We start from the raw sequence: 23,776 nt of genomic DNA on the forward strand, positions 1-23,776 counted from the left end.
TATTGCATCATCTGTGGCAGTAGCGAGAGCTGCTACGATGAAGGTCAAAAGGGGCACAAGGACTCGCCACGATGTGATTACCGTTCTGCATGGCTACTATCTGGAATAATACGTGTTACGCTCGAAAGCACGGAACTGATAGTTTTTCCCTTCTGAGTCGCGCAAAGATCACCCCTACTGCATTTTCTCTATTGTTATCAACCCACTAATTACTTACTCTGAGCAGGATTTAACAGTGGAGGTTGATGATGACTTTAGGTGAGATTGTTTCCCCGCTCAGTTCACTTTTACGGCTTATCCTGACTTTGGGACAGAAAAAAAAGCGCTCAGAGCGTCAACTTGAAGCCCGGCTCATAGCTCGTGGTATTGTTGCGGAGTTGCCCGAAGGTATTCCCTTTTATATCACCGCAGACGATGGCTCTCGGGAGAAAGGCATCTATGTCATTGGATTATTAATCTGGAACAGGGGAACGCTGCCGGTGGTGGAAAAAGATTTTCTTCCAACATCTCCTCTTATCGTTAAAATCAGTGATAAAGCAAAATTTGTCGGCAGCCGTATTCTGGCGGTTGAAGACGAGGTGCGTTGTTCCTGCCAGTTGCTTAACGATCAGCAACTGCAAATACATTTCGATTGCCTCAATTCCGAGGAATATCTAGTGATTCCATTGTTTGTCACAGGCGATCCCTACGCCAATGTTGAACTGAGTGGGCGCATTATCGGGCAGAGCCATCCTATCGATCACACCGCGGCTGAGGTGAAAGCCAGTGTTCCGGAGCGTCTGGCTTCGTTGATGCTCTTAATCTTTGTACTGAACATGTTACCGGGCTTCTTTATCAGCGGTGCCCTGATGATAAAAGAGTATGGCTTCCGCGTTTTCATGAACGATTTCGAGTCCATTTCCCGCTGGTACTCCATGCCCTTTGCCTTCGGCGCCATCGCTATATTTATGTTTCTGTTGTCTCGTATCGTCTACTGGTTTGAGCGCCGTACCTACCCTGAAGGTTACCCACTTGAGGCGGACCTTGAGCCCCCGTTGCATAAGTCGATAGTTGGCTTGTGCAAATGCGTTTTTCAGGGAAAAAAGATACGTTTGTCCGCATCGATATTCAGTTGGGGAAAGCCCATCATTATGGCGGAGAAGCGCGTTCGTCGCCGTAGCATTAACGATTGGGTAAAATAACTCCCTCACACTGACACTGCTAATCTGGCTGCCCGGACATGCTATTCTCTTTGTCCTTCATGTTCACCGGGGGCAGCCGCTCTGAACCACCAGATTGACAATCACAGGATCCTGCCTCGCATGACTTTCACCGCCGCACCGGCCCGATGGGATCTAAAAGTGACTCTGAGAGACCATGAAGGTTACCGCCGAAATTCTCGACAGTCTGCTGGTGCCTTGCCACATCGAAGTGGTCTCGGCCCCCCAGATAGGCTGTTCAGTTTTGTGGCGCCGGCGGCATCATTCCTTTTTGGTTGCATATTACTGGAATGACACAGGATTTCTAACACTCCCGGGAGCAGGCCACGCCAAATTTCCTTATTTTCCTCACGCAATCCTCCTATCATGATGCGCACTATTTCCGACATCTCATGCAGATTATCCTCCCTCAGCCCCAGCATCATGTTGTACCCATTAAACAGGCCGCCATCACCTAACCGTGGCAACGGCAGCAGCTTGGTAGGAATCGTCAGCCAGAACCGCAGATCATAATCGCACCCCAAATATGTCCGCAGCAGCGTCATCACATCCTGCCTGAGTTGCCCATTCGGCATCCAACCCTTTGCTTCATCGGCATCCTCTGTCGAAAGCTCGACCCGCGAGCAGTACCCGGTCACATAGATCTCATCCCCCAGCACCGGGTTCTGATCGAGCGACAAACCGCCACGAAGTGCAAGCTGGGCGCGTTTCGCCACTGGCATTCTCACCGCATGATGCGCGAACACTTCAACGTGAGTATTAGGTGCCTGGCTGCGAATCACCGCCGCAATACCTTCAGCGGTGTGCGTCGGGTGCAGTAGCGGCTGCAATATCGCCAGTAAGCGTGAAGATGGCAGTTCCAAGCTGCGGGCAATGCCCGCCAGCGCCATCAGGCTCTGTGAAATGGCATCATTGCCGCCGGGCGCAAAAGTGGCCGGATAACTGTATTTGCGCCAGATGCGATAAAACTGCGTCATCAGCCGGTGATTGAAGATATCCAGAAACGCGGCCATCGCATCGGCGCCGTCACGGTTCTGATTGATATCGTCGATGATGGTGGTGGGCAGCGGCGAATCCACGCCGTACAAGCCGAGGAAATGTGTTCTAACGGTGGGCGGCGCATCAGGATTATCGGCGTCGATTTCGGTGCGCTTTAGCTCACTGGCGGGAAAGCCCAGATGCGGGTTGGGGCGAAAGCGCACCGCATCACATTCCGGCGTGCGGCCCGTGCCCAGGCGGCTATGGGTTGTCTGTTCTAGCAGCTGGCAGAAGCGATAAAAGTTAAACCGCGCCGTGTGATCATCGCCGTTGGCGTCCAGCCAGAACGGGGGCAGAGGTGAACGGTTTTGTTTGTTGTCGTCTGTCACATCAATACCCTGTCAATGCGTCGCTCCGGCCAGGCCCATTCGGTGCCCGAGGCGGTCAGCAGCACCGTCAGTTGGGTAAAGCGGATGACGCTGGCGTACTGGGTGAAGAACTGCTCCAGCAGTTCGCAAAACAATCGGGCATCGCCGGTGCCGCTAAACATTGTCTCATCCAGCAGCACGCGAATACGCACGCCGTGCCAGTGATATGAGGCGTTATAGTCCTGCTGCCAGCTAACGTGACGGATACCGCTGATGCGTCGGCGGTTGTTCTCCTCGTCGCTCCAGTTAAATAGCGACATCACGGCCCGCAGGTTTTCGGCATCGCTAATCATCTGACTTAGGGCGCGGGGATGCAGCAGCGATATCAGGTGCCACTGATAAAGTTGCGTGGTTGGCGGGTAATAGGGCATGGAAGGGGGCTGTCGTGTTTTGCACCGCACAGCCAGGTTGCCGATCACTGCGCTGCCATCAAATACCGCTTTCTCCAACGCCATACGCGGATAATTGCCGTTGGTGCAGGTGAGGTTCATAAACAGCGTGGCATCTTCCTGAGTTCGGTCAGCTTCGCTGGCATCGCCGCCCAGCATCAGCAGGGTTTCATAAAGACCGCTGACGCCACGCCAGATGCGCGTATGGAAATAACGCTCCGGCCACGACGCTTTGTGTTGCAGCATGCCGCCTTTTTGCCGGAAGTGTCGATACGGCACATAACGCCGCTTATCCAGTTTTTCACTGGCGGCCACCGCATCCACGCTGTAGATCTCCGTATGCTGATCGCCAAGGCGGTGCGGCCGCAGGCGATAATCCAGCACCGCAGGCTGCACTTTCAGCGGCTCTGCGTTGAGAGAAAACAGGTTGATAACCGGAACGCAGTGAATGCGCAGCACATCTTGCGGCAGCGAAATGTCGCGCGGAAGTGGCTGTCTCAAATGGATTTCGAGCATCGCCTCCCTGCAGCTTTCACTAAAGGGCAGCGTGTTAAGCCCGGAAAGGGTAAAGAACGCATAGCGCGCGGGAAAACTGAAATATTCCAGCAGCGGACGCACCTCGCCGCACAAGGCTGGGCTTTCGCTTTCAGGCCACACCGAGCGCCAGTGCTGCTGCCAGCGGGCGCGGATGTCGCCAGTAAAGGGTTGTGGATCGCAGTTATCACTCTGCGGCAGGCGAACCGTGATTCGTTCAATATGGTTGCTCAGAGCCTGATACATCAGCGACTGCACCGGGCGATCTCCGTGGATATAAAGCGGGATATCGCTGAGATCGATCTGGCTTGGATCCGCCTGGGAACTGAGAGCAAATCGCAGGCAGATCATCTGGTGCCCATCGGGATGGAAGGGCGCCGTTATCTCGCCCAGCGTTAGCGGATGCAGCTTGAGCGCATCGGTGGTGCGATAGGGGCAGCGCAGGCCGGTTATATCCATCGGGCGGGTCAACAGCGTAGTGCCTTCCGGCAGCACGGCATCACGTACCTGGGCGATGGTATCTAGCGTGAGTTCAACGATCGCCATCGATGGCAGCGTGCGGTTTACCACGGGCAGCAGATGCCCAAGCAGTGGCTCCGTCAGTTCCGGGATATCATCATCAATCTTGCGGCGCATCTGCGCTATCAGCAGCGAAAATCCCTGGAAGAGCTGCTCTACAGATTCATCCATCTTCAGCGACGTTCCGTCAATGCCGAGACGACGAGCTGCCTGCGGATGCTGTTCAGCAAACTCTTGCGCCGCCGATTTCAGATAGCGCATCTCGCTGTCGAAATAGTTGAGAAAGTCGTGATCGTTCATGGCTCACCTAATCAACCGGCATCAATGTCAGATAAAGCACTGAGCAGAGTGAAATCAGCCACAGCAGCAACAGAGAGAGCAGGGTTCGATAAAACAAGGTGCGCGTTCCCCGCCAGCGATCCGGCAGAGAGCGGGTGCTGGAAGTTTTTTGCCGCCACAGATGCGCCATGCCTTGATCAAATTCGGCAAGATCCTTGTCGTCGTTGAGCAGTGCGAAAAGCCGCTCATCCAGCCATAAGCGCCAGCAGTAATAGTGCGTAATTAAAAACAGCACCATTAACGGTACGCTAAGCACGGAGGAGATGAGGTGAAACATCAGCGCCAGCGGTGGCAGCGTTAAGGCGGCGACGTAGCGCCAGCTGGTGAGATGGATGTGCATAATCCGGTTTATCATGATGTTGTCTGACATAGCTGCTCCTTGCTAAATGCTTCCAGAGCCTTGATGTGGGCGGGCGTGAGGACAATCTGTGGTCGTCTGGCCTGAATCAGTTCAACAACCTGAGCAACTGACGCAACGTGCCCCTCAGCCAGCAGCCAGGCTGCAACTACCGTCGTACTGCGCGATAAACCCAGGGCACAGCAAACCAGCACCTTGTCATACGTTTGGCACAGCTGGCGGAGTTGCCTTACCGCATGGCGCATATCCTCAATCTCTGGCACCAGCAGATCCATCAGCGGGTAAGCTTGCCAGCGCTGTGCCATGCGGTAGCCTTGGTGGAATTCTGCTGTCAGGTCGAAAACTGCGATATGCCGTTCCGCCTTACCGGGAAATCTACCCAGCGCTACGCCGGTAAAAATGACACTGCTTTTAGCCATGTGGCGGGAGAACCAGCAGCGGGAGATCGCTGCGCCTGCCAGATAAGGTAACAGCAGTAAGCGCGCGGAAAGAGACAGGCTGCCGCTGCTGTTTTTCTGGAATATCGTCACGCCCAATCCGGCATAACCCGCCGCTACTATCAGTAGTGCGATGCCGGGCCACAACAGCAGATAGCCATAGGGAATGTTCATTCCCGCCAGTAAAAACAGTACTCCGCCAAGGCAGTATTTAACGGCGAGACGCTGAGCGTGCGGTGAAGGAGGCTGCCAGCGCCATCGCCCTTCAATCGGGATGGCGTAGCTGATGATGACCGCAACCCCACTTCCACTGATCACATCAATGAAATGGTGCTGCCAGGTCGTGAGCACCGAGATGGCAATCAGCAAAAACCAGCTGCCTGCGACAACTCTCGCCTTGCGATTCAGGTGCTGGCGGAAGCGTAACCAGAGCAGCCAGGTCAGAATGATGTGCAGCGATGGCGCCTGGTTGTAGGGCAGGTCAAACTGCTCCAGCTGATGGAACAGCCAGCCAAAGGCGCCCTGTGTTTCCGGGCGCGTAAAGGTGAATTTCAGCGGAAACAGTAAGAACGCTGCGCACGCCACCAGCGATGCCGTAAGCAGGCGATAGCCGTGGCGCATCAGCTCCTGTTTTGAGGTGCAGATAAACAGTGAAATGCCGTACAGCAGGTCAATGCTCCAGTAGGGCACGATGGTCCAGGGAACAAACGGTATCGCCCGCTCCCAGCTCAATACCACGCTGCTGATATCCTCCCGAGTGGCGGTGAAGGTATTGACCTGGCCGTAACTGAGAAAAAACAGCGGTCCCAGCAGCAGTAGCCAGCCAAGCCCCTGTTTCCAGAGGCTATGTGGGCGCTGAGTCAGCGACGATTCAGTCATGCTGCTTTCTTACCGCCAGCGACACGGTGAAGATGCCAAACTCATCAATAAGCTGGTGGCACTTCTCGAATCCGGCTTGTTCAACCAGCGTGTCCATCTCTAGCTGGCTACGCACGCGCATCAGCCAGGGAATGCCGTTCTGATGGCTGGTTAAGGTCCAGGCAATCGTTTTGAGCTGCGGGTGCCACGGCTGCCCGGTATAAACCAGCACGCCGCCAGGAGGAATGGCTGCCGCAAGCCCCGCTAACGACGTTTTAATTAACGCATTGCTCGGGAACAGTTCATAAAGCCCGGAAACAATACCCAACGTTGGAGCCGGGGCGAGAGTGGCGAGCGAGCCGTAATCAAAAGCATTGCCTTTTTTGAACTGTGCGAGATGGCCTAAGTTGCGCTCATCGATCAGCGCCTGCCCTTTTTCCACGTTCAGTTCGCTGTAGTCGCGCAGCAAAATGCTTTCAATATCAGGCTGCTTCTCCAGCGCATCAAGTACGTAGCGGCCATGCCCGGCGGCAATATCTACCACGTGAACCGGCATGTTGCTCTCATGCAGTTTCGCCACCGCCAGGGCAATTACCTGCTGGATATTTTCCTTACGCGCTCGGATGCCACGCCAGCCGATGCTGTTGAGATAATGGCGATCGATGATGCGACCGAGCACACCCGTTCCTTCGGCGGAATTACGGTAGACATAGTCAAGCGTGCTGCCGGAATCAAAGCCGGTTTCATATCCCAGCCGCATGCCTTTAGATAACCTGCCGAAGGTTTTCATGCCGAAGCTCAACGAGGCGTAAAACAGGCCTTGCAGCGAGCGGCGATGAGGCGGTGCCTGTAGTTCACGATAGGCATCAGCGCCCGGACTCCATTGGTCTTCATGGCTGTAATCGAACGCGTAAGGTGCGCTGCTGTAGAGCGTTTCGATAAACGACTTCATTTTATCGAAGGCAAGTTGGCGATCTTTTTCACCCAGCGTGTCGTGATAAAAGCCCGGCAAAATATGTTGCTCTTTAACCGCGCTGCGCAAACCCCGGAAGAATTTTTTCTGCGGCTCGGCATGCACCACAAAGTCATCGCCGGAGATCAGCAGTTGCGTAGGTACGGTGATCGCGGCAGAGTCAGACACGATACGCTCAGCCGTTCTATACAGATCCAGCAGGAAATTCACCGCGATCTGACGGGTAATAAGCTTATCCTGCTCAAAGCTGGCGATGCGTTCAGCATCGTGACTGAGGAATTTACCTTTGACGTAGGAGTTAACGTAGAACAGGCCGCGCATGCGTTGCTGCAGACGTAAACCAGGGCGGGCAAAAGGAACGTACAGCTTCACCTTAAACGCGGGTGAAGCCAGCACCATGCCGCGAATTTTCGGCGCGTAATCATGTACCCAGGTAGCGACCAGCACGGCACCGACGCTTTGCGCGATGACGACGATGTCCTCCATGCTGACCTGCGCCGACTCCGCCACAAAGCGCACGAACTCATCGACATCCTGCACTGAACGGGCAAGGCTTGGACTATAACCGCGCGCGCCTGGCGTCTGGCCGTGACCGCGCGCATCCCAGGCGTAAAAATGGGTGTCAGGCATGTCTAACTCATCGACAACATGCTGTAAGCGCCCTGAGTGCTCGTGTCCGCGATGAAATAGCACTATTACTTTTTTGCTCTGGCTATCTTGCGCAGGCCAGTGTCGAAAAAAGAGTGATGCACCATCGCTGGTTAAAAACGAACTCTCTACAAATAAGCGTGCTTCCTGGCTCATGATCATTTCCTTGTTGCTTGCAGTTGTAATTCGACGAAACGGTTTAATAACGCGGTTTTAAACGCAGCTTTGTTGTCCTGAAAACGAAGCGGATCATCGATATAGATATCGATAAAGAACGGCACCGGGATTTTTTGGCCTTTACTCATTGAGCGATCGAGCCCGTGCATATAGACCGGAATAATCGGTACATCCGGACATTGCTGGCTGAGATGCCAGATGCCGGATTTGATTTCAGAGAATTTGCCCGGCTCTCCGCGCGTGCCTTCCGGAAAAATAATGACAATTTTCTTTTCAGCCAGGGCATCAATGCAGGCCTGCAGCGGATTGGCCTGATGCGACCTGCGATAAACCGGGATGATGCCAATCACCTTAAGGGCAAACCAGCCAATCACTTTGTTTTTCAGGAAGTAATCGGCCGCTGCCACGGGCTGCACGTTCACCAACGTTGAGAGGGGGAAAAGGGTGAATAGCGTCAGCACATCGAGGTGGCTATTGTGGTTTGCCACGATGATCGCCGGGCCTGTTTTGGGTAATTTTCTGCGATTGGCCACTGCCACACCTAGCCAAATCCACACCAGCGGATAGGCGATGCAAAGTGTAAAAATCCAGCGCAACATAGGGTTCATGCGCGCCCCTTACAGGTAGAAGTAGTAATAGAAGTGGAAGAACAGCGGCGCGGTGTAGATGAGGGAATCTAGCCGATCCAAAATGCCGCCGTGTCCGGGCAATAACTTACCGGAGTCTTTGACCCCAAAATCGCGCTTGATGGCCGACATCACTACATCACCGCAGAATCCGCTCATAGCCAAAATCAGCCCAGCCGCCAGGGAATGCAGGTGATCCATCTGCGTCATGAGCGGACCGAAAATGACAGCCAGTAACGTGGTGGTGAATAGGCCACCGAGCAGTCCGGCGAGGGTTTTGTTCGGGCTGACGTTGGGTGTCACCTTGATTCTGCCCAGCGATTTCCCCCACAGGTACTGCGCAATATCATTCAGCTCAGTCAGGGCCACGAGGAAAATAACCAGCAGCGCGCCGGCGCTGGCATCCGCGCCGGGTAAGGTCATCAGGTAGGCAACGTGGCTCAGAGCAAACACTGTGGTCATCATGCCCCAGTGCATTACCGATGCGGAGTGCAGAAAACCGTTTGTATCTCCGGCGATCACCATACGAGCCGGCAGGAACAGAAAGACGTAGACCGGAATAAAAATAATGAACATGCCGTACCAGGCCATGTCGACCCAGAGATATTGCAGCGGTATGGCCGCGTACATCCAGAGCAGGGGCATGCTGTCCGAACGCCGCGTTGGCGCCAGCGTCAGATACTCTTTCAACGCGAGGAAGCTGATAAAGCCAAAGAAAAACAGCGCCAGCCATTTTGGTGACAGCATCGCCAATGCAAACAGGCAAATAATCACCCACCAGCTGTGGACGCGCTGCTGCAATTCCAGCCAGTTGCGTTGTGGACGGCATTTTTTCAGCACATAAGTCACGCATGTTGCCAGCATGAGCACGGCGAAAATGCCGCCCAGGCAGTAGTAGAGAAGGCGTGTAGATTCAGACATTTTTTGCCTCCGTCGCACTGCGGCAGCGATTGAGGCAAGTCCAGCATAGCAGCAGGGCTGAGAGGGCAAAGACCGCGTTTACCCATTCGAGATACTGCGGCCACAGCGCAATAACCAAGGCAACTGCACCGAAGATAAACGCACGATCGCTTTTGCCCAGCGGTCCCCGGTAGCTGCGGGTGCCGTTCAGCGTCTGGCCAATCACTCCACAGAATTCTGTGAGCCAGGCGAGCAGTACCACCAGCACCACTAACCCGGGTGCGATGCCCGGAATAAAGGCAAATGCCAGATAGAGTGCGGCGTCAGAGATAACGTCACCCACTTCATTGAGGATTGCGCCTGCAGTGGATTGCTGGTGGAACTCCCTGGCTAACATGCCATCAATGGCGTTTAACGCCATGCGGACCAACAGGAATATCGGCAGAGTGATAAACCAGCGCGGATCGGGGGAACAGATCAGTAATGCGCCTAACGTCACCGAGGTAAGCATGGCAAATAGCGTCACCTGGTTGGCAGTGATGCCCCGGGCATGTAGCTTCACCACTGTGGGTCTTAACAGATTCTGAAATTTAGGTTTTATATCGTATAGCGTCACGTTATGGCTCCTGCCTTGTGAAATTGAAGTGTTACTTCAATGAATCCAAATTCAGGGTGTTATCCCTTACTTCAATCGTGCGCGGTGTATCCGCATCAAGATCATCGCGGCTTAGTACCCGCTTCCATGTACCACGCTCTCTGTCAGGCTGGCGGAACAGGCCAACTATCACCACGAACTGCGCCTGTTGCTCCATCGGCATAGCCAGAGTGATGCTTTGCCCTGGCATTACGCTGAGTTGTCGCTGCGCGACCAGGCTCTCTTTCAGCACAATGTCTGGCTGCGTGAGCAGATCGTGGTATTCGGTGTTATCGAAAGTCTGACGTTCGCTGAGCTGGAAAATACCTAAACGCAGTGGCATGGCGTGGTGAGCATCATCCTGATTGATCGCGGCGCGGGCGTTGAAAGTCAGATGCAACCTGTCCACCTGACGATAAAACACCGCTTTTGCCACACTCGCCGTTCCCTGTTTAGTTTTTTGCCAGGCACCGCAACTGCTCAGCAGGATGGTCGCAAAGCAGAGCGGCAGCATGATTAAGAAACGGCGGGTCATGGTTCATCTCCCTGATAAGCGGCGTCATCTGGCGTGGCAGAAACAAAGATGCGTGTCGGCAACCTGAATCCGCGCAGATCGAGCAGCGCCAGCGGGCCGTTACCCAGCTCTGTGCGAATTTGATAGTTAAGTGCCAGTCCATCCGGCGTTGGCCACACCACCCGGTAAATATTGCCGCCCAACCTGGTAATCCGTGCTTTATCCAGCAGGCGGATCAGTCCCCAGCTTCCCGGATGATCGGCATAAATGCGGGTTCCCGCTTTGGCGCTGCGCCAGGTGAGCGTCGTTTGTGGCTGCCAGCGGTTGTCAGGCCAGTTCAGCGTTTGCCAGCTCTCTTGCTGGTTAAAATATTCCAGCGTCTGGCGATCCACCGTCAGCGCAGACTCCACCACCTCACGGGAAGGTTTTGCCATCATCTGGAAATGCAGCGCCACGTCTCCCCGGACAAAGGCGACGTTGGCGATGCGCGTCAGCTTGTTTAGCGCGCTGAGAAAAGTGGGATCGAATGTCAGTCCCTGACTGTGCATGGCATCCGGCACCCAGCGATCACCCTCCAGACGCAACAGGCCACCTAAACGGCGGTTAACAAACTGCGCAATGCGTCCGGTATCGGTGCGCAAAAACTGCGCCAGATGTGGCAAGGAGACGTCGCTTTCTCGATGAGCAAACGGATAGCGGTCGGCGAACGCTTCATCCCAGGGAGTAACAATGTCGTTTTGCCACTGATGGTTAATGCTCTCTGCGGTTGGGCTAAGCACCTGCTCCCAGGCCTGTACCATCGGCTCCACAAACACCGCCTGACCCAATCCGCTCCACTCCTGACCGAGACTGGCAGCAATCAGGCTGCCGTAATCGCGGGTATCGGTAAGATCGACCGCTTTGCCCTGAAAAACCGTTAGCGCCAGCGACTGCATCATGGCCTGCGGATCCGGGGCGTTGGTCACCTGCTGCAGACGCAGACGCACGCGGGTGATGCGGGTCAGAAACGTTTGCAGACTGAGGCTCTCTGTTGCTGCCGCGCCACTCTCGGTTAGCGACAGTAGCGGTCCAAAAGTGGCATCCAGCGGACCACGCGCGCCCTGTGGTTGAGCAATCCCTTTTGCTTTATCGCTACTGAGTAGGTGCTTTGCTGAGCTCACCAGCGAATCGGTGAGATCGCCGCCGGTTTGTCCGGTGCGGCCCTGAACATTTAGCGTGTTCATCAGCGCAATCAACGGTGATTGACGTATATCCGCCAGCAGGGTGAGCTGTTCAATCGATTCGGATAGGCTCTCTGCCCGCCGCCATTGCAGGCTGTTAAGGAATTTCAGCCAGGCGCCGGCGAAATCGGAGAAGTAGCGCTCGGTCAGTCGCGTCTTAAGCGTTTCCGCAGAGACATCATTGTTGCTGGCCGGTTTACCGTCGCTCAGTACCCAATCGATCTCGTCCCGGCGCACCTTCGCCGCTTTCTCAATTGCGGGCTGAATGTCCTCCTCCCACGCTTTACGGGTGAAGATGCCGGGCACGGTTTCATTGGTGCTGAACAGCATGCGGCTATCGGTGCCGCTGACCATCTCGCTGAGCGTCATGTCGGCATAGTCGCGGGCCACGTGTTCAAGCAGCTTCTGGTAGCGATTGGCTTCGGCATTGCTGGCACCCATCTGGCGCAGCAGGGCTGAGCGCATACTGCTGACCAGTCGCATATCTGGCTCAAGCCGCCACTCTGGATGCGCAGGCAGATTGGTCATCATAAAGGCCAGCATGTCGCCGCCACTGTTTTGCCAGCTGGCGTCCATAATGCCATCGCGCTGCTGCCAGATTGCCATCAACGTGGTACTGAAAAATGCCGGATCGGCTTGGTCGGGATGCGCCAGCATCAGGTAAGCCTTCAGCAGGTCATACATCTGTTTGGCATCATCTGCCCGTCGCGGACTGTCCGGCGGCAGGTTGCGCCAGTCGCTCATTAGCGTGGTAAGGCGCTGAGCGGAGGCGTCACGCAACAGCGGCATGGCTGACTGCTGCCACGGTTGCCACAGGAAATGCAGCAACGCATCGTTCTGGCTAAGGCCAAAACGCAGGTACCAAGGCGGACCGTACAGCTGACGGTGCTGCAAACGCTCGATCTCTTTCTGCAATTCCCGCAGCGCGAACAGCTGCTGATGCAACGGCTGGCGGGTATCCGTTGCCGCAGCTGCAAGATGCTGATCCGCCTGCAGCAAACGAAGGTTAGCAATATATGAAAACACCAGGCATGCCATCCACACTGCCAGTAGGCAGGAGCAGAGCATCAGCAACGTTTTTTGCCATGAAGCGCCGTTAGTCACCGGTTTACGCCAGCGCAGCGCCAGCAAATCTCGCCAGGCTTTTCCCGGCTGCCAGGCATGAAGCAGGGAAGCACTGCCGGATGTGAGCGATGGGCTGAGCACCAGGCCCGCCAGCGGCAGCGCCCGTGCGCCTTCAGAGAGTTGCGACAGTGTCTTTGTCAGGCGCGTGGAGCCGCCGTTGCGCAATGTGCGCGCCAGCTCCAGCAGAAAACTGTGCTGGCGATTAAGGTCGGTTTGTTGCATACCTCGCTGGACCAGCTGGTGCTCAAGCTCATCAAGCGACTGGCGATAATCGTCTGCACTCTCATCGGGGGCAATAATAAATCCTATGCCTTGCTCGGGAGGTGCTGATAGCGACGGCGCATGGCGTTCCCACAGCCACAGCGGGATATCCTGGCCCAACAGGCTGTAGCGTTTTTGCATCTGGCGGGCCGTGGTATCCAGCAGATCCTGCGTCATTTCTGCTTCTGCATTGACCACCCAGACCACCGCATCAGCCAGCTGGCGGCGGATTTTACGCAACGCCCGAAGCTGCGCGGGCTGCGGATCCGCCTGTGCGCTACCGTGCCACAGCAGCAAGGTATTGTGTCCCTCCAGCCAGTGCTGGGTTGTCAGCCCCGGAATACTCTGTTCGACCAGATGCTCATCCCCGACTAGCAGCAGAATGCGCACCCGGCTGCGCCAGCGCCATCGATACTGGAAACGCATCTGGCTGATAATATCCTGCACCCTCTGATTCTCTGCTGGCCGCGGCTTCTGCGTTCCCGTTGCGCCTGTTACCTCGCATGCCTGCAGCCGCACCAGCCAACGCCAGGCGAGCATAAACAGCGGGCAGAACCACACCAGCGTCAGCCAGACGATCAGCGACCAGAAGGCAATCTGACGCGGCAGAGCTTCAGGCAGATCAAGGCTGCTGCCAGCAAAGTAATACAGTCCGGCGCCGATCAGTACCAGCAGGGTAATGGCGATCAGATAGCCACAAATCAGCCTGAACAGCGAATATCGCGGGTTAGTGCGTGAGGTTTCCACGGGGAACACAAACTCCTGTAATGTATCGAGATTCCCGATCTGCGGCGATCCAGCCGCAGGACTGACCGTTGAGCGCAGAGAACAGCGCCAGCGACCGTAAGGTAAAAGGTGTGATTTGCCCGGCGTTGCCAAGCCACGGAGCAAGCACATGCTCCAGAGCAGACCAGCCGCCATCCAGCAGCGCTTCCATCTCTGGAACATCCGCCGCAAGGATCCGATCCGGCACATCAGCCAGCCCGGCGTAGCGGGATAGCTGCGACACGGTCTGCGCAGCCGTTTCACCTGGCACAGGCTGCCAACACTCTGAACGGTGCAGCAGCGCCGAGCCTCGCGTTGAGCAGAGCCAGGCAAAGGCGGCTTCTCCGGTGACCTGGTCGTAAGCAGGCACGCCTTCGCCACTCCCAGCACACAGCAGCAGGGCTGGGGGAGTTTCAGCGATAAGATCGATAACGGTATCAGCGCCAGTCCATGACGTAAGCCGGAGAATTTCTTCCGGCAAAACCATGCCCTCAGCTAGCAGCGATTCATGAAAGGCTGCCAGGCTTACATCATCACCGAGCCAGCAGAAGTGTGTGATAAGGCGTGTTTCAGCTGCCTGACGAAAATGGGCTGCTAAGCGGTTAGCGAGATAAGCCGCCAGCATCGCAGAGCGATCGCGTGTGCCGTTCAGCACCAGCGGGCGGCGCAGCATGGCGTAACCTTCAGCATTGATACCCGGCTGCGGGGCGTCCGGCGGTTGCGACAACAGCGCCAGATGTTCGGCATTGTCATCCCCGGCGGGCGTCACCAGCAGTACGGTTTCAACCGGTAATGCCTGGCTACGCTTGTGCCACCAGGCATCCAGCGCCAGCGATGTTTCGGCATGGTGCGTCCGGCTGTTATCAGTGTTTTGCAGCCATATAAGCCAGCGCAATGCCACCGCCAGCAACCAGCACAGCAATGGCAGCACCAGCGCCCAGAACCAGAATAGCGGCGAGCGGGTCGGTTTCCCTTCTGGCCACAGCAGGATGGTAGTGATTGCTGTGATAAACAACAGCCCGGGCAGCGTTACCCACCAGCGCCGCCAGCGGACAGGTTGAACGGCGGCATAGTCAGCATAGATCGGAGGTTGATTCATCCGCAGATATCCATATCCGGCAGTGAGCTGACCAGCATGCAACCGCAGGCGCACCGGTGGCCATCCAGCGCCACGGGCTTACCGTTTACGCTGCTGTTAGGCGCTCCCTGCATGATGGTGGTCATGCCGTGCTCATTGCATTTCGCTTTATCGTTAACGCAGGCCACTGGCTTGCCGAAAGCATCGAAACTGCCGCTGAGCACTTCGCCGCCGTAAGGTTTAAGCGTATCGCCAACGCGCACCAATTTTTTGAGCGTCATACCACTTTCGCTCCTGATGATTTCAGCATGTCGATGACAGAGGTCATCATGGCTTGGTGTTGTGAGGTCACAACATCGGAGCGGGCAAGGGCTACAGCGATTCCTGGTTGCGGGGTGGCTGCCGGCGGATTCAGCGTCTGAACCGCGCCGGTTGCCATATCCTTCACTTTATAAGTGGCGCTGTTATAGGCCGTTTTGGGTTCGATAAAATAGATGACGTTGTTGGATGTTGGCGCAGCATTGATTACTTTGCCTTCGACAGATATCAGGCGAAGATTTTTATTGGTCTGGTTACCACAGTAAATCATGCGGTAGCGGAAATAACCGCCCCAGGGCTCGCGTCCACCCAATGCACTTTGCATAAACCAGGCGCGGGAATCGTGAATTTGCTCATCATAGAGCGCAAGCAGGTCGGCACGTGGTTGCGTGCGGATACCGGTGCCTAGCTTGTCGATAAACAGTTGGGGATAGCGCCGATTGCCATCGGCTTTCATCTGCTCGTATTCAGCGTCTTCATCATCACCATTGATCAGGAAGACGGCATGCTTGGGGATCACATCCAGGACAATTTGTGTGGTTTGAGCTTTCCAGTCACCATTAATATCGCGTCGCCACAGCTTGTAATCATGCTGAAATTCCCGGGCAGCTTCGCGTAATTGATACTGTGCGTTGGTTGGATCGAGATCGGGTTTGCCCTGTAAGCTTTCATCGAGCGGTTTGCGATTCTTTTTCGCTTCGGCGCGACGAGCGTTAAGTTTACTTACCGCTGTTTTATGATCTTCCGCTTCTTTTTTAAGTTCGTCAGGTTTTAACTGCGGTGCTTTGTTGAAGAAACTATCGGCAAATTTCTCCCCTTGCGGAAGCATACTGCCATGAGCATAGCGGCCAATGCGCCAAGCGGTGATCCAGCCAATCTGATCTATAAGGGCTGTTTCAAGCGCCTGAGAAAGCTGGTAAGGACGATAGCCTTCTTGCTTATTATCAATCTCTTCAGTGCCTTGTAGGGTGGTGTTCAGCAGGGTTTGACGCCAAATGTTGAAGCGTTTGATCAATTGCTCATCAATAGTAAACTCCCTGACACTTGCAGGAAGCATGACTCGGGAAGGTGAAATATCTTTGATTTTTGGTGTAATGATTTCGGGAGGCACCGCTAAGGGGGCTCCTGCATCGAACGCCGCTGCATACATATCGTGAAGAACAATTTGCGATAATATTTTGCCTGTGCCGGTGCATGATTTCCCTTGATCCCCGGGAGGATAACCGCCACCAACATCTGAATGCATTCCCGGGTAAATTACTTCCTGAGTATTAGCCGGATAGCTGCCGTCTGGGCGACGGACTGAGTCAAGGGGGAAGCATAAACGCTGCTCGTGCGCGGCAATGAAATGACGACAACACTTAATTAATCCCGGAAATTTATGTTCATCAGGTAATTGCTGACTATTATCCGCCCAGCCCATATGACCTGCGGCACCTGGCAGAATGTGAGCAGCACCAACAGATGCTACCGTATCCAGTAATCCCAGAAACTCAATACTGATCGGCAAACCAGCAAGTATAAGATGTTCGTTTTTAAATTTGGGATCGGGTATCTGAGTTAACCAGTTAACAAAAGTCCGCGCTTCGGCGGCCCCGCGAGAAAAACCGTAGATAAATAGTTTAACTCCCAGAATACGTGGCTGCTGGATTTCCGCTACCTGACTATTTAACGCTTTTAATAAAGGGTTAATCACATTACGTCGGTTCACTTCTCCTGAAAAAGATCCACGAGCCTGCATGCTGGACAGCATTCCTTTCGCTACTTCATCATTAAGGCGTTTGGCTCCTTTAGAAATGGCATAAGTTAATGCATCCACCAATCTTAATAACGCCCAGTTAATTCGATCCTCTCCCCCAGCGGCGAAAGCAAGCCCATCGTTGCTATAATCCATTTCACCAATTTTAGGGAAGGGTGTGCCAACACCTGGAATGTAATAGGCGAAATATCCATCGGGTTCGGCTGTTTTGGCATATGTAGCATGAAATAATTTGGCGATATTGGTTGGATGAGGTGGTTTCGATACGCGAGTATCGTTCTCTTCATTATTTCCCGTACCATCGAAAAAAAAACTGATATGTAGGCTCCGGCAGCAGGGTATGATGCCTTTCTTACTTGTTTCTTCGGCCAGGCTGGCTCGATAATCATTTTCTTCGCGAATCTGTTTTTTATAATTGGCATTAACCTGCGCTTCGCTAAGCGGCAAGCGACCACTGTCAGGGAACAGCGGTGGTGCAAAACAAGGCAGCGCTAAATTCATTTCACGGGACATGTCGCAGGCTCCTTCATGTTAAGAGGCTCTTTAATTGGGTAGCCTGATGTACCGTATCCAGAGCATGCTGTTGTCACTTTCACCTGATTACAAGCCAGGAAGTGCACAGTTAAGCCGCAGCGCTCCTTGCCGTACTGTGGAACTTTCACGATGGTTTTATGTAGCTGATATTTGGCTGCATGCTGAGCATAAGCTTCTTCTACATATCCAAATCCCTTTTTCTTCATGGGTATAGTTTCATTTGGATTGGGATCAACTTCCCATTCAATCCGAGCTTTCAATTCTGGCGTCCAATTTTCAGGAAGCATAATGCAGCATGTATTACCTGTTAACGACCCACCATAACCATTAACCGAAAACGAATTAACTCCGCTATTGGCCATATGGTTTATACCGCTCAAATCCCCAGCGGTATAACTATCGTCATTTTTTGCTTGCGAGCACCCTGAAATCATTACAGTAATAAACAATAATAATCCATTGTTCAGCCAATTTGATAATCCTTCATTCATTGCCAAACTCCTTCCATTGAGAGTGTTACCTGCCCTGAAGTTGAACATTGAGATTGTTTGGCTAGAAAGTTCAATTGTTGGAAAAGATCATTTACAGGTTTTTGCTGAACAAACTCAGAGTGGTAATATCTAGATTTATTATTAATAAGCATCACTCGGTTACAGGGCATAAACAGTACAATGACACTTGCTGCCTCACGCAGATAATTATCGGGGGTAAATGACTTAACCATACTGCGTGTATCCGTTGATTTTGCTAACGGGAGCTCTTTTACATTATTCCAGCTAATCGTCACGGATTCCGGGGGAAGTAATGTGTTATTTTCAGTCAGTAGGGAAACAGTATCAAGTTTACCTGATGCGCTACCAGCCTGAGGAATAATGCTGCTCCGTGACTGCGTAAGTATTTCTCCAGTACTTTTCTTTCGGATGATATAATTAACATCTGGTTGGCTCGTCATATTGACGGCAAATATAGGAATGAAATTGGTAGCAGGTTGCCTATTTACCGTCGGTGATTTGCTAACAGCAAGATCTACAGGCAGCAAAACCGTATCTATCACTGCATCAAAAGGTAACGAGATAACTGAAAAAACAGGTAAAACACCGACAGAGAAAAGCCACATATAAGCATTTGAGGCATTTTTAATATCGGTATTTACCCCGCGATATATCCTTTCGCTACTTTCACTACGTAACAAAGTTCCACATCCAGCTAGCTGCACAAATAAAACTGCGCAGATTACCTGCTTAGCGAACGTACTTAATATCCGTTTTTTCATTCGGTTTATTCCTTATAATCCATAAGATCGCCCACATAACCTTCCCGGCTTGCCTTTAAAGCGATGGCGAAACTGTTTGCAAAGTCTGCTTCTCGAGAGCCAGACGTAGTCGCCCGCTCTTTCATCAGCGCCTCTGCATCGCTGATACATCCCATCAGCTCAACCTGTGCATCATTAATGCGATTCATCGCCGGAGCATCAGTAAGCTGTCGCTCCGGGTGCCATGTGCCGGTTTTCCACACTAGCTCGCCATCCCGATCTCGCCAGCTCCAGAACAGCGCGATATCGGTGAACGCCGCCTGCTGCTCCGGGGTCAGAACGTGTTCCAGCAGCGACGGAAACACGCGGTTGTCGTAGTAACGCAGTAAGCCGGTTTGCTCTTCCCAGTGAACCTGAGAGAGTGCCTGCAGATGGCTGCTCAGTAGATCGAACGCCAACGGTGATAGCAGTAACGTCAGGCGCGGCGAGCCGGTGAAATGCTCCACCAGCTGTTCCAGCCAGCGCTGGTGGCTGCCGGCGCTCCAGTGCAGTCGCATTACCAGCGGCGAATACTCTGCCGTTGCGGCTTCCGGCGTACCTTCGAATAGCGCGAACCAGCGTAATGGCGGGGTTATCTGGTTCAGCGCCTGCTGCAGCGGCTGCACGCTACCGGCCTGATCTACCAGCACATCGATATAATCCTGCCCGGCTGCAGTGCAGAGGGCAGAAGCCTGCTTCAGCCATGTCTTACCGTTGTCTTTATTCGTCATCGTTAGCCCCGCGGCGCAAAAGCCAGCGCCGCCTCCTGCGCCTTTTTCAGGCACGCTTTGCACACCGATTTAGGCAGTTCTGGCAAGAGAGTTTCTTCGCTGGCAGGAGTATCCCAGGCATGCGCGCCACGGATGCTGGTTTTACCCGGCGAATGGATCTGAATATCGCCTTGCGGCGTGATCCGGATGGTTGCGCCGCCGCAGCCCAGCACGATGCCGTTTTTCGCGGTTAGCCGCAGTTCCCCCTGCACGGTCTGCACGCTGATATCTTTCATCGCCGTCAGTCCTAATGTGTCAGCATGGGATTCCACCGTCAGCGGTCCTTTGCCTGACACCATGCGGATTCCCTCCTGCTGCGACAGCAAAGAAATCGCCTGACGGGCGTTGACCTGAATACGTTTGTCGCTGGCAATACTGGTTTCCGTCTGGCTTTGCAGGTGCAGAGTGGTGCCTGAATTAAGCAGGATGCTTTTGGGGCTAACCGCACCGATACCTTCCGGTGCGCTCAGCAGTATTGCCGGGGATTTCAGCTGATCGACTGCCGTCAGATAAGCCTTTAGATGGGCGGCATCGGGCTGGAAATTGTGGTGTGACTGCGTGATGGTTTGCCAGTCGCTAATCTGGCTGAGCGCACCTTTGATAAGGCATAGCGCTGGGGCCATCTCCAGCACCTTACCGGTTGCGGTAATCTGCGCATCTGCAGTAAGGAAAAGACCTTTACCGGCACGCAGCGTACCCGTGCTGTCTGTGCGCAGTTCAAAACCTTCACCCCGCTTAGAGCGGGCATTATCAACGATATGACCGAGCGATAGCTGGCTTTTACCGCCAAATTCCGTCGAGAGTTTGACATGCTCATAGCCCCGACGATCCTCAAACCTGAGTTTGTTGTTTGCCGGCGTCCGCAATACATTGCGTTGATAATTATAGAGATTAATCGGGTCTTCATGACGCGAGTCATGCATCGAGCAGAGGATGTACGGCCTGTCGGGATCGCCGTTGGTGAAGGCAATCATTACCTGCGTTCCGGCTATCAGCGGGAAGTGCCAGCCGTAGACATTCCCTGCATAGGGCTTCGCTAACCGCACCGGCACGCTTTCAAAACCAGATTGCCATGACGCATTCACATCGAACTGGAACCGCACCCGATAACGTCCATGTTCATCAAGTTCGGCATACTGCGCATTGTCAACCGGGCTGGTTACGCGTGCCAGCAGTGTTCCCGCAATGTGCGGCCAGGTTTTCAGCGGTGGGCGATAGGGACTGTAGGAGCGTACCGGTACGGCGGTGAAACGAATAACGTAGGCAGTATCACGTGAAATTCGGGTTGAAGAGGTTGCAATGACCAGCAGGCCATCGGGCGCATCCGGCCACGCTTTGCCTTGTGGCGAGATGACCATGCCCGGACGAACCTCCATGGCATTGGTGCTGCCTGCAAAGGTGATTTGCTCGGTGATCAGGCGTTCCTGGCGACGCCGGGCAAACCACTGGCCCTGTTCCGGCAGCGCCTGAAATTCTTTACCTCGCTCCTGATAATTCTCACCGTAGCGGTAAAGCGTTCCAGTCAGTGCCGGTTTATCGGGATCGGTTTCAACCTCGGCCTGCATGTCATCCTGCGCATGGCGGTAATACTCATCATTGAGTTTTGTGCTTGCTGCAACCGACTGATGGTTAAGGGATATATTCCACAGTGATTCCTGCCCACCATCAAACAGGCCTGACGGATGACGAAATGCAATAGGCATTTCTGAGGCGTATGCCTGCGCGCTATCCCCCAGCACCAGCACATCACGGTGATTTTCCTCATCCCAGCTGAAGTAATAAAACACGCCAATACGTGCGAGGTGGCGCTCAATAAATGCAAGATCGCTTTCGGCGTAAGAGATATAGAAATCGCGCACCGGATACTGCGTGCTTAACTGGAAGTGATAATCGAGTGAAGAGAATTCCCAGCGTTTCAGAATATCTTCTACTACACCCGGCACGCTCAGGTGTTGATAAACGGCATACGTGAGGCTGGATCGTAGGAGTGCCAGGCGAGACTCCAGCGTCACCACATACCGCGTTTCATCAGCAGAGGACTCACACTGCTGAAAAGCAGTAATTACGCCGCGCAGAATGCGTGGCTCTACCGATTGCCAGGGTTGACCGTCGGGATAAAACAGCAACTGAGCCGCGCTGTTAATTAAAATCTCAGCCGGAATATCGCGGGTAGCACTGGTTATCTCAATGGTGTAGCGCCAGGGCGTATTTAACGCCTCCTCACCATTAAAACGCAGCACCGATAACTGAATATCCGGATGCTGGTTTTTCAGCGCAGAGATGTTTAGCTGATAGTGGTTATAAACCGGCGTAGTTCCGCCCTGGAGAACAAAATCCTTTCTGCCCATTAACAGATTCCTTCCTGAAATGTGTATTGGTCTGGCCTTTACCCTTTGCCAGTCAGATATTGCAGATGACCGTTCATGATGAATGTGGCAATAGCAATGGCAACGATAATACCGCTACGAATAACCCAGGGAGCGCGCAGCCAGAACGATGATTTATAGGGTGAACGTTGAATAAAAATCGGTTTGTCGGGTGATTCAGCCTGCTCAGGTAATAGTGCTTTTAGCTTCTGCATCAGCGAAATACGCTCTTCGTTATCTTCCGTCAGACACTTTCCGATATAGCCGAAGCGCAACATGCGGTAATAGCAGGCCACAAGAGTTTCCGTAGGCGCGGGTTCATGCAGCAACGTTCTGATGCGTTCGTAGAAGATTTCACCCCCATTAAGATGAGCGAGAAAATATCCCTGTAGCGGCGAGCGTTTCCACCAGACAGAGATGTCTGTATCCGGGATCGTCATGATCAGTTCATCAAGAAATACGCTATGCGCGAACGTGATCTCCTCGCAGAAAATAGGGGGCGCACCAGCGGCGAGGAGTTTATCCTGGACCTGCTCGATCAGGGTGAAACAGCGCTGGTAGAGCGCATCATCAATGGTGATGGTTTGTCCGTTTCGTATGGCGAGAGACAACAGCCAGGTTTCCTGCATCAGAGTGTCGAGGGTATTAATTGAGATGTTGTGATCTGCAGAGGTCATGAGCACCATCCTGGTAACTACTGAGTAATGTTAATCCCTTAACCCGATAACAAATTAAATCGAGTGCATTGCCAATGCTTATTACAAGTGCAGTTAAAAAGCTGGACTCTGTGCTTTTCGCGCAATGTTTAAACTTCAGTGGCGATGAAGGTATTACATTGAGTGATAGTTTATCAAGCTGGAAATTCAAATTTTGGAATGCGGCTCTATTTACGAATTGATTTTAACGATGCTGTTAAAAGTAACTTTAACGTTATCTATTAACAGGTGCTAATAGGTTATTATCGTTGATTTAATTGGGTTTTAATTTTTTGGCTTGGTTTGCAACATACGATGTCATTAAACCGCAGCGCTGCAGCCTGATGGAGATAGTAAGGCTATATTTATCCGGCGAGGAGTGTGTATGTGCGAAAATGAATGTAGTTACGGTGGCGTTAATAATGAGAGTAAAAAAATTATATTGTTTTGGCTTTAATGAGTTTTGCAGTTTTATGTTCTCATGGAAGTTTTTAATTAACGTTAATGCATATATTTACCAGCCTATTTTAAGGTCGTTTTTAGATATTATTAACTTTTACTTTTTTACCTGCCGCAACCGCGCAATCAACTCATCCAGCCCGCTCTCCACCAGCATCTCTACCGCATCGCTCCGTGTAGTTTCACTCAACCGCACCACCTGGTCGATTTTCCTCAAAACAGACATGCGTAATGACAGCGACACCGCTTTCTTTTTCTCTTTGTCGAGAAATACCCGGCTAACGGTTTCGCTCTGCTGCAGTTCAGCGTTGAGCTTGAGTGCTTCATTAATATGACGCAGGCTTTTTTTGTCGAGTTTGCCAGCGTCAGTCAACTGATAGCAGTGGGTGAGGCGGCTGTATTTAATCTCCGCAGACCAGGATTCACGCAGTTCTTTTAGCGCGCGCGTTAGCGTGGGTTCGGAGCAGTCGAGCGAGGCTAAAATGCGGCTGGACGCTATCGGTTTGCCGCTGCTGAGCAGTGAGGCCAGCATAAATACGCGTGTCTGTCGGGTACTGAGTTGCATGGTCGATTGAGGCCTGCGTTAAAGTTCAATGGTCTGTATCGCCCTCCTGGCAAACGGTT

Annotated in this window: 20 protein-coding genes; 1 reads left to right on the plus strand and 19 read right to left on the minus strand. The window is 53.3% G+C overall.

Features of this window, described 5'->3' with window-relative positions; translation table 11 throughout:
* Positions 1 to 245: 245 nt before the first annotated feature.
* Positions 246 to 1,181 carry a hypothetical protein gene (locus AC790_RS02855; RefSeq protein ID WP_152929109.1) on the plus strand — a complete coding sequence of 312 codons (936 nt, stop codon included), beginning with the start codon at positions 246 to 248 and terminating at the stop codon, positions 1,179 to 1,181.
* Positions 1,182 to 1,363: 182 nt separating this feature from the next.
* On the opposite strand, the gene tssG is transcribed toward AC790_RS02855, so the two are convergent.
* The 19 genes from tssG to AC790_RS02950 all read right to left on the minus strand — a co-directional run bounded on the left by tssG (position 1,364) and on the right by AC790_RS02950 (position 23,717).
* Entirely contained in the window at positions 1,364 to 2,566 is a 1,203-nt protein-coding gene (gene tssG / locus AC790_RS02860) for a type VI secretion system baseplate subunit TssG (protein WP_235440723.1), read from the minus strand.
* The gene (gene tssF, locus AC790_RS02865) at positions 2,563 to 4,347 is read right to left on the minus strand and encodes a type VI secretion system baseplate subunit TssF (protein WP_049850849.1); all 1,785 of its coding nucleotides are present in this window, start codon (positions 4,345 to 4,347) and stop codon (positions 2,563 to 2,565) included. Before tssF ends, tssG begins: the two co-directional genes overlap by 4 nt.
* 7 nt (positions 4,348 to 4,354) lie before the next feature.
* Entirely contained in the window at positions 4,355 to 4,756 is a 402-nt protein-coding gene (locus AC790_RS02870; protein ID WP_049850850.1) for a hypothetical protein, read from the minus strand.
* Positions 4,738 to 6,060, minus strand: coding sequence for a phosphatase PAP2/dual specificity phosphatase family protein (locus tag AC790_RS02875; protein WP_049850851.1), 1,323 nt, complete (start codon positions 6,058 to 6,060; stop codon positions 4,738 to 4,740). The genes AC790_RS02870 and AC790_RS02875 overlap by 19 nt, the downstream gene beginning before the upstream one ends.
* Positions 6,053 to 7,816 carry a bifunctional alpha/beta hydrolase/class I SAM-dependent methyltransferase gene (locus AC790_RS02880; RefSeq protein WP_049850852.1) on the minus strand — a complete coding sequence of 588 codons (1,764 nt, stop codon included), beginning with the start codon at positions 7,814 to 7,816 and terminating at the stop codon, positions 6,053 to 6,055. Before AC790_RS02880 ends, AC790_RS02875 begins: the two co-directional genes overlap by 8 nt.
* A 2-nt stretch (positions 7,817 to 7,818) precedes the next feature.
* A complete protein-coding gene (locus AC790_RS02885; RefSeq protein WP_049850853.1) occupies positions 7,819 to 8,445 on the minus strand; it encodes a lysophospholipid acyltransferase family protein in 627 nt (208 codons plus the stop codon).
* Between the two features lie 9 nt (positions 8,446 to 8,454).
* Complete coding sequence (locus AC790_RS02890; protein WP_049850854.1) at positions 8,455 to 9,384, minus strand: phosphatidate cytidylyltransferase; 930 nt, start codon at positions 9,382 to 9,384, stop codon at positions 8,455 to 8,457.
* The gene (locus tag AC790_RS02895) at positions 9,377 to 9,979 is read right to left on the minus strand and encodes a CDP-alcohol phosphatidyltransferase family protein (protein ID WP_049850855.1); all 603 of its coding nucleotides are present in this window, start codon (positions 9,977 to 9,979) and stop codon (positions 9,377 to 9,379) included. Before AC790_RS02895 ends, AC790_RS02890 begins: the two co-directional genes overlap by 8 nt.
* A 31-nt stretch (positions 9,980 to 10,010) precedes the next feature.
* Positions 10,011 to 10,532 carry a type VI secretion system lipoprotein TssJ gene (gene tssJ / locus AC790_RS02900; protein WP_049850856.1) on the minus strand — a complete coding sequence of 174 codons (522 nt, stop codon included), beginning with the start codon at positions 10,530 to 10,532 and terminating at the stop codon, positions 10,011 to 10,013.
* Positions 10,529 to 13,864, minus strand: a complete 3,336-nt coding sequence (locus AC790_RS02905) for an ImcF-related family protein (protein ID WP_049850857.1) — start codon at positions 13,862 to 13,864, stop codon at positions 10,529 to 10,531. The genes tssJ and AC790_RS02905 overlap by 4 nt, the downstream gene beginning before the upstream one ends.
* Positions 13,845 to 14,981, minus strand: a complete 1,137-nt coding sequence (locus AC790_RS02910; RefSeq protein ID WP_049850858.1) for a hypothetical protein — start codon at positions 14,979 to 14,981, stop codon at positions 13,845 to 13,847. The genes AC790_RS02905 and AC790_RS02910 overlap by 20 nt, the downstream gene beginning before the upstream one ends.
* A complete protein-coding gene (locus AC790_RS02915) occupies positions 14,978 to 15,241 on the minus strand; it encodes a PAAR domain-containing protein (protein ID WP_049850859.1) in 264 nt (87 codons plus the stop codon). The genes AC790_RS02910 and AC790_RS02915 overlap by 4 nt, the downstream gene beginning before the upstream one ends.
* Positions 15,238 to 17,550 carry a DUF2235 domain-containing protein gene (locus tag AC790_RS02920; RefSeq protein ID WP_049850860.1) on the minus strand — a complete coding sequence of 771 codons (2,313 nt, stop codon included), beginning with the start codon at positions 17,548 to 17,550 and terminating at the stop codon, positions 15,238 to 15,240. The genes AC790_RS02915 and AC790_RS02920 overlap by 4 nt, the downstream gene beginning before the upstream one ends.
* A complete protein-coding gene (locus AC790_RS02925; protein ID WP_049850861.1) occupies positions 17,535 to 18,062 on the minus strand; it encodes a DUF3304 domain-containing protein in 528 nt (175 codons plus the stop codon). Before AC790_RS02925 ends, AC790_RS02920 begins: the two co-directional genes overlap by 16 nt.
* Positions 18,059 to 18,844 carry a YceK/YidQ family lipoprotein gene (locus AC790_RS02930; RefSeq protein WP_049850862.1) on the minus strand — a complete coding sequence of 262 codons (786 nt, stop codon included), beginning with the start codon at positions 18,842 to 18,844 and terminating at the stop codon, positions 18,059 to 18,061. The genes AC790_RS02925 and AC790_RS02930 overlap by 4 nt, the downstream gene beginning before the upstream one ends.
* A gap of 5 nt (positions 18,845 to 18,849) precedes the next feature.
* Positions 18,850 to 19,593 (minus strand): DUF4123 domain-containing protein, encoded by a 744-nt coding sequence (locus tag AC790_RS02935; RefSeq protein ID WP_049850863.1) that lies wholly within the window; start codon positions 19,591 to 19,593, stop codon positions 18,850 to 18,852.
* Between the two features lie 2 nt (positions 19,594 to 19,595).
* Positions 19,596 to 21,980, minus strand: a complete 2,385-nt coding sequence (locus AC790_RS02940) for a type VI secretion system Vgr family protein (RefSeq protein ID WP_049850864.1) — start codon at positions 21,978 to 21,980, stop codon at positions 19,596 to 19,598.
* A 38-nt stretch (positions 21,981 to 22,018) separates the two neighbouring features.
* Positions 22,019 to 22,684 carry a type VI secretion system protein TssL, short form gene (gene tssL / locus AC790_RS02945; RefSeq protein ID WP_369817560.1) on the minus strand — a complete coding sequence of 222 codons (666 nt, stop codon included), beginning with the start codon at positions 22,682 to 22,684 and terminating at the stop codon, positions 22,019 to 22,021.
* Positions 22,685 to 23,249: 565 nt separating this feature from the next.
* Positions 23,250 to 23,717, minus strand: coding sequence for a hypothetical protein (locus AC790_RS02950; protein ID WP_007890739.1), 468 nt, complete (start codon positions 23,715 to 23,717; stop codon positions 23,250 to 23,252).
* Positions 23,718 to 23,776: the final 59 nt, after the last annotated feature.

It is taken from the genome of Pantoea sp. RIT-PI-b (assembly GCF_001187905.1).
Lineage (GTDB): Bacteria > Pseudomonadota > Gammaproteobacteria > Enterobacterales > Enterobacteriaceae > Pantoea > Pantoea nemavictus.

Bases quoted from the DNA above. Each gene is read 5' to 3' on its own strand.
- AC790_RS02935 (WP_049850863.1), bottom strand. From the start codon at position 19,593: ATGACGAATAAAGACAACGGTAAGACATGGCTGAAGCAGGCTTCTGCC.
- AC790_RS02890 (WP_049850854.1), bottom strand. From the start codon at position 9,384: ATGTCTGAATCTACACGCCTTCTCTACTACTGCCTGGGCGGCATTTTC.
- AC790_RS02925 (WP_049850861.1), bottom strand. From the start codon at position 18,062: ATGAATGAAGGATTATCAAATTGGCTGAACAATGGATTATTATTGTTT.
- tssF (WP_049850849.1), bottom strand. From the start codon at position 4,347: ATGAACGATCACGACTTTCTCAACTATTTCGACAGCGAGATGCGCTAT.
- AC790_RS02880 (WP_049850852.1), bottom strand. From the start codon at position 7,816: ATGAGCCAGGAAGCACGCTTATTTGTAGAGAGTTCGTTTTTAACCAGC.
- AC790_RS02870 (WP_049850850.1), bottom strand. From the start codon at position 4,756: ATGTCAGACAACATCATGATAAACCGGATTATGCACATCCATCTCACC.
- AC790_RS02950 (WP_007890739.1), bottom strand. From the start codon at position 23,717: ATGCAACTCAGTACCCGACAGACACGCGTATTTATGCTGGCCTCACTG.
- tssJ (WP_049850856.1), bottom strand. From the start codon at position 10,532: ATGACCCGCCGTTTCTTAATCATGCTGCCGCTCTGCTTTGCGACCATC.
- AC790_RS02930 (WP_049850862.1), bottom strand. From the start codon at position 18,844: ATGAAAAAACGGATATTAAGTACGTTCGCTAAGCAGGTAATCTGCGCA.
- tssL (WP_369817560.1), bottom strand. From the start codon at position 22,684: ATGGTGCTCATGACCTCTGCAGATCACAACATCTCAATTAATACCCTC.
- AC790_RS02910 (WP_049850858.1), bottom strand. From the start codon at position 14,981: ATGAATCAACCTCCGATCTATGCTGACTATGCCGCCGTTCAACCTGTC.
- AC790_RS02885 (WP_049850853.1), bottom strand. From the start codon at position 8,445: ATGAACCCTATGTTGCGCTGGATTTTTACACTTTGCATCGCCTATCCG.
- AC790_RS02940 (WP_049850864.1), bottom strand. From the start codon at position 21,980: ATGGGCAGAAAGGATTTTGTTCTCCAGGGCGGAACTACGCCGGTTTAT.
- AC790_RS02920 (WP_049850860.1), bottom strand. From the start codon at position 17,550: ATGTCCCGTGAAATGAATTTAGCGCTGCCTTGTTTTGCACCACCGCTG.
- AC790_RS02915 (WP_049850859.1), bottom strand. From the start codon at position 15,241: ATGACGCTCAAAAAATTGGTGCGCGTTGGCGATACGCTTAAACCTTAC.
- AC790_RS02875 (WP_049850851.1), bottom strand. From the start codon at position 6,060: ATGACTGAATCGTCGCTGACTCAGCGCCCACATAGCCTCTGGAAACAG.
- AC790_RS02855 (WP_152929109.1), top strand. From the start codon at position 246: ATGATGACTTTAGGTGAGATTGTTTCCCCGCTCAGTTCACTTTTACGG.